A 7,161-nucleotide genomic window follows, 5' to 3' on the forward strand; every position below is an offset into this window, starting at 1 on the left:
ATGGCCATGCCCCTGCGACAGTCCATCAGGGTCGGGACCTATCTTCTCGAACAGAAGCTCCGCAAGCGCGAGAAGTTCCCGCTGATCGTCGAGCTGGAGCCGCTCTACGCCTGCAACCTCGCCTGCGAGGGCTGCGGGAAGATCCAGCACCCGGCCGGAGTGCTCAAGCAGCGCATGCCCGTCGCCCAGGCGGTCGGCGCGGTCCTGGAATCCGGGGCGCCCATGGTCTCCATCGCGGGTGGCGAACCCCTGATGCACCCGCAGATCCACGAGATCGTGCGCCAGCTGGTGGCCCGCCGGAAATATGTGTTCCTCTGCACCAACGCACTGCTGCTCCGCAAGAAGATCGAGAAGTTCACCCCGTCCCCCTACTTCGCCTTCGCCGTCCACATCGACGGACTGCGCGAGCGCCACGACGAATCCGTCGCGAAGGAAGGCGTCTTCGACGAGGCCGTCGCCGCCATCAAGGAGGCGAAGCGCCGCGGATTCCGGGTGACCACGAACTCCACCTTCTTCAACACCGACACCCCGCAGACGATCATCGAGGTGCTGAACTTCCTCAACGACGACCTCCAGGTCGACGAAATGATGATCTCGCCCGCCTACGCCTACGAAAAGGCACCCGACCAGGAACACTTCCTCGGCGTCGAACAGACCCGGGAACTCTTCAAGAAGGCCTTCGCCGGCGGCAACCGGCGCCGCTGGCGGCTCAACCACTCCCCGCTCTTCCTCGACTTCCTCGAAGGAAAGGCCGATTTCCCCTGCACGGCCTGGGCCATTCCCAATTACTCGCTCTTCGGCTGGCAGCGCCCCTGCTACCTGATGAGCGACGGCTACGTACCCACGTACCGGGAGCTCATCGAGGAGACCGACTGGAGCAAGTACGGCCGCGGCAAGGACCCGCGTTGCGCCAACTGCATGGCGCACTGCGGCTACGAGCCCACCGCCGTCCTCGCCACCATGGGCTCCCTCAAGGAGTCCCTGCGCGCCGCCCGGGAGGCCGTGGCGGGCAACCGGGACGCGTCGGCATGACCGGCGGACAGGGAGCGCGGCGGGGCTTCGACCTCGCCGCGCTGCTCGCCGAGCGCGGCGGGGAGCGCTACGAGCTGCACGCCCGCCACCTCAACCACCAGCTGCCCCGCATGCTGCACACCATCGGCTTCGACAAGGTCTACGAGCGGGCCGAGGGCGCCCACTTCTGGGACGCCGAGGGCAACGACTACCTCGACATGCTGGCCGGCTTCGGGGTGATGGGCCTGGGCCGGCACCACCCGGTCGTCCGCCAGGCCCTGCACGACGTCCTGGACGCCCAGCTCGCCGACCTCACCCGCTTCGACTGCCAGCCGCTGCCCGGTCTGCTGGCCGAGAAGCTGCTGTCGTACAGCCCGCACCTCGACCGGGTCTTCTTCGGCAACAGCGGCACCGAGGCGGTGGAGACCGCCCTGAAGTTCGCCCGCTGCGCCACCGGGCGGCCCAGGATCCTCTACTGCGACCACGCCTTCCACGGGCTGACCACCGGCTCCCTGTCGGTCAACGGCGAAGGCGGCTTCCGCGACGGGTTCGCCCCGCTGCTCCCCGACACCAAGATCGCCCTCGGGGACCTCGCGGCCCTGGAACGCGAACTCGCGCGCGGGGACGTGGCCGCCTTCGTGGTCGAGCCGGTCCAGGGCAAGGGAGTGCACGCCGCCCCGCCCGGATTCCTGCGCGCCGCGCAGGAGCTGCTGCACCGGCACAAGGCCCTGCTCATCGCCGACGAGGTGCAGACCGGCCTCGGGCGGACCGGAGATTTCTACGCGTACCAGCACGAGCCGGGCGTGGAACCGGACCTGGTGTGCGTGGCCAAGGCCCTCTCCGGCGGGTACGTGCCCGTCGGCGCGACCCTGGGAAGGGACTGGATCTTCCAGAAGGTCTACTCGTCCATGGACCGGGTGCTGGTGCACTCCGCCAGCTTCGGCTCCAACGCCCAGGCGATGGCGGCGGGCCTCGCGGTCCTGTCCGTCATGGAGGACGAGCAGGTGGTGGCCAACGCCCGGGCCATGGGCGACCTGCTGCGCGGACGCCTGACGGCGCTCGTGGACCGGTACGAGCTGCTGCACGAGGTGCGCGGGCGCGGACTGATGATCGGCATCGAGTTCGGCAAGCCCTCCTCCCTCGGGCTGCGCAGCCGGTGGGCGATGCTCCAGGCGGCCCGCAAGGGCCTGTTCGCGCAGATGGTCGTGGTGCCGCTGCTGCGCAGGCACCGGATCCTCACCCAGGTCTCCGGGGACCACCTGGAGGTCATCAAGCTGATCCCGCCGCTCGTCGTGGACGAGGCGGACGTGGAGCGCTTCGTCGGAGCCTTCCAGGAGGTCATGGACGAGGCGCACGGCGGGGGCGCCCTGATGTGGGACTTCGGCCGGACCCTGGTGAAGCAGGCGGTCGGCAACCGCTGAGGCGCGACGGCGCCGGAGGGGGCCCGGACGGGCCCCCTCCGGCCGTCCGGGGTCAGCCCTCCAGGAGCCGGTCCCGCAGCCGGTCCAGGGACTCGGGCGCGAGCGAGAGCCCCTCGGCGAGGTAGCGCTCCACCCCGCCCCACTGCTCGTCGATGACCGCGAAGGCCGAGAGCAGGTACTCCGCGCGGGCGTCGAACAGCGGCGCCAGCAGCTCCATCACCTCGGGGGAGCGGGCCTCGGGCGCGTCGCTGCCCCGGCGCACCCGGTAGCGGTTGTGCGGGACGTTGGACTCCAGGTAGTCCGCCATGATCGCCTCGCGCTCCACGCCCAGCGCGAGCAGGGTCACCGCCACCGACAGCCCGGCCCGGTCCTTCCCGGCGGCGCAGTGCATCAGCGCCGGCACGCTGTCCAGCGCGAGCGCGTGCACGACGCGGCTGTGTTCGGCGGTGCGGGTGCGGATGATCGTGCGGTACGAGTCCGTCATGCGGGCGGCGGCCCGGCCCTCGCCCAGGAGGCCCCGGAGCTGTTCGAGCTCGCCGTCGCGGACCATCTTCCAGAACTCCCGGCCGTCGGCCGGATCCGTCAGCGGGATGTTCACGTTGCGCACACCTGGCAGTTCGACGTCCGGGCCCTCCAGCGCGTGGTCCGCTCCGTTGCGGAAGTCGAAGACGGTGTGCAGCCCCAGCGAGGCGAGGAACTCTGTATCGGTTTCGGTGGCATGCGCCAGATGTCCGCTTCGAAACAGTCGTCCCGGCCTGACCCTCCGTCCGTCCGTGGTCGGCAACCCGCCCACGTCACGGAAGTTGCGCACTCCCGTCATCTCCGTGCCGCGTTCGGGTCCGGCCGGAAGGGGCTGGGGTATCTGCTGGGTCACGTGTACTCCTCCGCGTGGGTCCGTGGTGTCCGAATTGGTCCGGTTGGGAACAACTTGCCATATGTGGAGGCGAGATCGGGCCCGGCCCCGTGAGCCAGATCATACGGTGACCGTGCGTGCCTGATCGCGGGAACCGAATTGCCTTGTGAGAGCGGTTGTTGATGGTGCGGAATGGACGCAGGGTGACCGGAATTCCGCCGGTCCCCCATATCTGCGAATCCGTCAGGGAATTCGCGGCTTGTTGACCGGCGCCCCGCTCGATTACCTTCGCGATCGATCCGGGTGGACCGCCTAATCCTGCCGCCGCCCGGGAACCGCACCCGACCATCGCGCGCGGCAGGAGCGGGGGAACCAGGTAGGCCGCTGTTCCGGATCATTTCCGGCGCAGCTAGGGGTGAAGCCGAACCCGTGCACCGCACGTACGGCCGGACATCTCCAGTCCGAACCCGACAGCTCACCTCGCAGGCGCCGGAGAGGAATTCGCCATGCCCGGAAAGGGTAAGCACCGCCGTCCGAAGTCCCGTTCGATATCCCGTGGCTTCGCCGTCGCCGGAACCGGCGGAGCGGCCCTCGCGCTCCCGCTGATGGGTGCCACCGGCGCCAACGCCGCCCCGGCCTCCGCCCCGGCCGCGTCCGTGCCCGCCCAGAGCGCGCAGGCCCCGGAGGCCCTCCGCTCCGCGACCCCCGCCACCGCGCCGACGGCCGCCGCGCCCGCCGTCTACACGGTCGTGCCGGGCGACTACCTCTCCAAGATCGCCGCCGAGCGCCACATCGAGGGCGGCTGGGAGCAGCTGTACGCCGACAACCGCGAGGCCGTCGGCACCGACCCCTCCCTCATCCACCCGGGCCTGAAGCTGAACCTCGTCGGCGGCCAGGACGCGGCCCCCGCCCCGAAGACCCCTGCGCCCCCGGTCGAGGGATCCTCCAGCAAGGCTCCGGCCGCACCCGAGGACCTGGGCGGCAAGGCCCGGGCGCCGAAGGCCGCGGGCAAGACCACCGCCGGAACGGCCGGCCGCACCTCCGGCGGCGCGGCAGCCCAGGGCTCCGGCGCCGCCGCCAAGAGCGAGAAGGCCGCCGCGCCCGCCGCGCCGGCCGCCGCGTCCGGCTTCACCGCCCCCGTCAGCGGCGGCGTCTCCACCCAGTACCGCACGAGCGGCGCCATGTGGTCCTCCGGCTACCACACCGGCGTCGACTTCATCGCGAGCACCGGCACCACCATCCGGGCCGTCGGCGCGGGCACCGTGGTTTCCGCAGGCTGGGGCGGCGCGTACGGCAACGAGGTCGTCATCAAGCACGCCGACGGCAAGTACTCCCAGTACGGCCACCTCTCCTCGCTCTCCGTCTCCGTGGGCCAGAGCGTCACCGGCGGCCAGACCATCGGCCTCTCCGGCGCGACCGGCAACGTGACCGGCCCGCACCTCCACTTCGAGATCCGCACCGGCCCGTCCTACGGCTCGGACATCGACCCGCTCGCCTACCTCCGGTCCAAGGGCGTGAGCATCTGACGGCACCCGCCGTCGGCACGAGAACGCGCGCGGAGCCGGGACCCGAGGGGGGTCCCGGCCCCGCGTGTACTTATTCCTTATCCCCCGCGTGGTATAGATCACGGCCCGTCAACCCCTCATTACGTTGGCGTAGGTTGGTTGCCAAGGTGAAGGATGCTGTCCTGTGGCAGCGACGAAGACGACACTGAAGACCATCGGCTCGTACGCGGCGATCGGGGACAGCTTCACCGAAGGCGTGGGAGACCCGGGACCCGGGGATTCCTACCTCGGCTGGGCGGACCGCCTCGCCGTGCTCCTGGCCGATCGGCGCGACGAGCACGACTTCCGGTACGCGAATCTGGCCGTGCGCGGCAAAGTACTCGACCAGATCGTGGCCGACCAGGTCCCCAGAGCCAAGGAGCTCGCACCCGACCTCGTCACCTTCTGCGCGGGCGGCAACGACATCATCCGCCCCGGCAGCGACCCGGACGACGTCGCGGAGCGGTTCGAGGCGGCCCTGGCCGACCTCAAGGCCTCCGTGGGCCTCGTGATGATCACCACCGGCTTCGACACGCGGGGCGTGCCGGTCCTCAGGCACCTGCGGGGCAAGATCGCGACGTACAACGTCCACGTCCGCGCCATCGCCGACCGCTACGACTGCCCCGTGCTCGACCTGTGGTCCCTCAAGACCGTCCAGGACCGCCGGGCGTGGGACGACGACCGGCTCCACCTCTCGCCCGAGGGCCACACGCGCGTCGCGCTGCGCGCCGCACAGGTCCTCGGCTACGAGGTGCCGGCCGACCCGGACCAGCCCTGGCCGCCCGTCCCGCCGCGCGGCTCGGTCGACGTGACCCGCGACAACATCCAGTGGGCGCGCGAGCACCTCGTCCCGTGGATCGGCCGCCGGCTGCGCGGCGAGTCCTCCGGCGACCACGTCGAGGCCAAGCGCCCGGACCTGCTGCCGCTGTAGCGGACGCGCGGGGGAGGGAGAGCGGCGGACGGGGAGCGGGGGACGGGCAGCGGGGGACGGGCAGCAGGGTGACGGGTGCCACGGCGGCCCGGACACCGCGCGGCGGAATCCTCCGGAGCCGGTGTGCGTTGGGATGGTCGTAGACCTCGACCGTCCCGTCCTGCACCTTCCCAGGAGGCGCCTTGACCGGCTCCCTTCCCCTGCGTCCCCGGCTGCGCGCCCTGCGGCCCGAAGCCTTCGGCGCGGACCCGTCCGGCGCACGGCTGGAGCGGATCCTGCGCTCGCCGAACTTCGCCGACGGCGTCTTCCAGAACCCGGTGGGGGCCCGGACCAGGCCTTCCGGATCGATGGCGGAGTTCGCCAAGATCTACTTCCACAAGGAGCAGCGGGCCCGCCGCAGCCCCGAAGCGCCGATCCCCGTCCACCCGACCACCCTCGCCGACCTGGCCAAGCCGCCGGCGAGCGGGCTCCGACTGACCTGGATGGGCCACTCCAGCATCCTCGCGGAGATCGACGGCCGCCGCGTCCTCTTCGACCCCGTCTGGGGCGACCGGTGCTCCCCCTTCCCCTTCGCCGGGCCCAAGCGGCTCCACCCCGTCCCGGTGCCGCTGGCCTCGCTGGGCTCCGTCGACGTCGTCGTGATCTCCCACGACCACTACGACCACCTCGACCTCCCCACCATCAAGGCCCTGGCCCGCACGGACACCGTCTTCGCCGTCCCGCTCGGCGTCGGCGCGCACCTGGAGCGCTGGGGCGTCTCCCCGGACCGGCTGCGCGAGCTCGACTGGAACGAGGCGACCGAGGTCGCGGGCCTCACCCTCACCGCCACCCCCGCCCGGCACTTCTGCGGGCGCGGCCTGCGCAACCAGCAGTTCACCCTGTGGGCCTCCTGGGTCGTCAGCAGCGGAGAGCACCGGATCTTCCACAGCGGAGACACCGGCTACTTCCCGGGCTTCAAGGAAATCGGCGCCGAGCACGGCCCGTTCGACGCCACGATGATCCAGATCGGCGCGTACTCGGAGTACTGGCCCGACATCCACATGACCCCCGAGGAGGGCCTGCGGGCCCACCTCGACCTCCAGGGCGGCGCCCCGGCAGGCACGTTGCTGCCGATCCACTGGGGCACCTTCAACCTGGCCTTCCACGCCTGGGCCGAGCCCGCCGAGTGGACCCTCGACGTCGCCGAGGACGCGGACCAGCGCGTCGCCGCCCCGCGCCCCGGCGAACCCTTCGAGCCCGCCGGCACGCTGCCCGTCGAGCGCTGGTGGCGCCCGGTGTCCACGCCCATCGCCCGCCCGTGGCGCACCCAGGCACCGGAGGACCTGCCGCGCAGCGACACCCGGGCCGCAGACCTGGACCTCGCCGGGGAGCGGTGACGCGGGAGACCGAGACGGCCGTCGG

6 protein-coding genes and 1 riboswitch are annotated in these 7,161 nt (G+C 71.5%); of the genes, 5 read left to right on the forward strand and 1 reads right to left on the reverse strand.

The genetic code is table 11. The features are described from left to right. Nucleotides 1–1,032 (forward strand): adenosyl-hopene transferase HpnH, encoded by a 1,032-nt coding sequence (gene hpnH, locus SSNG_RS29565; protein ID WP_007267606.1) that lies wholly within the window; start codon nucleotides 1–3, stop codon nucleotides 1,030–1,032. Further along, nucleotides 1,029–2,432: an aspartate aminotransferase family protein gene (locus tag SSNG_RS29570; RefSeq protein WP_007267607.1), complete on the forward strand. Its 1,404-nt coding sequence runs from the start codon at nucleotides 1,029–1,031 to the stop codon at nucleotides 2,430–2,432. The genes hpnH and SSNG_RS29570 overlap by 4 nt, the downstream gene beginning before the upstream one ends. 52 nt (nucleotides 2,433–2,484) lie before the next feature. On the opposite strand, the gene SSNG_RS29575 is transcribed toward SSNG_RS29570, so the two are convergent. Beyond that, complete coding sequence (locus SSNG_RS29575) at nucleotides 2,485–3,252, reverse strand: tyrosine-protein phosphatase (RefSeq protein ID WP_128637568.1); 768 nt, start codon at nucleotides 3,250–3,252, stop codon at nucleotides 2,485–2,487. Nucleotides 3,253–3,584: 332 nt separating this feature from the next. After that, nucleotides 3,585–3,787, forward strand: a riboswitch (cyclic di-AMP (ydaO/yuaA leader). 4 nt (nucleotides 3,788–3,791) lie between these two features. On the opposite strand from SSNG_RS29575, the gene SSNG_RS29580 reads away from it, so the two are divergent. The 3 genes from SSNG_RS29580 (at nucleotide 3,792) to SSNG_RS29590 (ending at nucleotide 7,136) form a co-directional block, all read left to right on the forward strand. Then, nucleotides 3,792–4,811 carry a M23 family metallopeptidase gene (locus SSNG_RS29580; protein ID WP_007267610.1) on the forward strand — a complete coding sequence of 340 codons (1,020 nt, stop codon included), beginning with the start codon at nucleotides 3,792–3,794 and terminating at the stop codon, nucleotides 4,809–4,811. Between the two features lie 163 nt (nucleotides 4,812–4,974). After that, nucleotides 4,975–5,760: an SGNH/GDSL hydrolase family protein gene (locus SSNG_RS29585; protein ID WP_007267611.1), complete on the forward strand. Its 786-nt coding sequence runs from the start codon at nucleotides 4,975–4,977 to the stop codon at nucleotides 5,758–5,760. Between the two features lie 182 nt (nucleotides 5,761–5,942). After that, nucleotides 5,943–7,136 (forward strand): MBL fold metallo-hydrolase, encoded by a 1,194-nt coding sequence (locus SSNG_RS29590; RefSeq protein ID WP_007267612.1) that lies wholly within the window; start codon nucleotides 5,943–5,945, stop codon nucleotides 7,134–7,136. The last annotated feature ends 25 nt before the right edge of the window (nucleotides 7,137–7,161 follow it).

The organism is Streptomyces sp. C (assembly GCF_000158895.1).
Lineage (GTDB): Bacteria > Actinomycetota > Actinomycetes > Streptomycetales > Streptomycetaceae > Streptomyces > Streptomyces racemochromogenes.

What these genes read in the sequence shown, in the direction of transcription:
- hpnH (WP_007267606.1), top strand. Translation starts at nt 1, where the DNA reads ATGGCCATGCCCCTGCGACAGTCCATCAGGGTCGGGACCTATCTTCTC.
- SSNG_RS29570 (WP_007267607.1), top strand. Translation starts at nt 1,029, where the DNA reads ATGACCGGCGGACAGGGAGCGCGGCGGGGCTTCGACCTCGCCGCGCTG.
- SSNG_RS29575 (WP_128637568.1), bottom strand. Translation starts at nt 3,252, where the DNA reads ATGACGGGAGTGCGCAACTTCCGTGACGTGGGCGGGTTGCCGACCACG.
- SSNG_RS29580 (WP_007267610.1), top strand. Translation starts at nt 3,792, where the DNA reads ATGCCCGGAAAGGGTAAGCACCGCCGTCCGAAGTCCCGTTCGATATCC.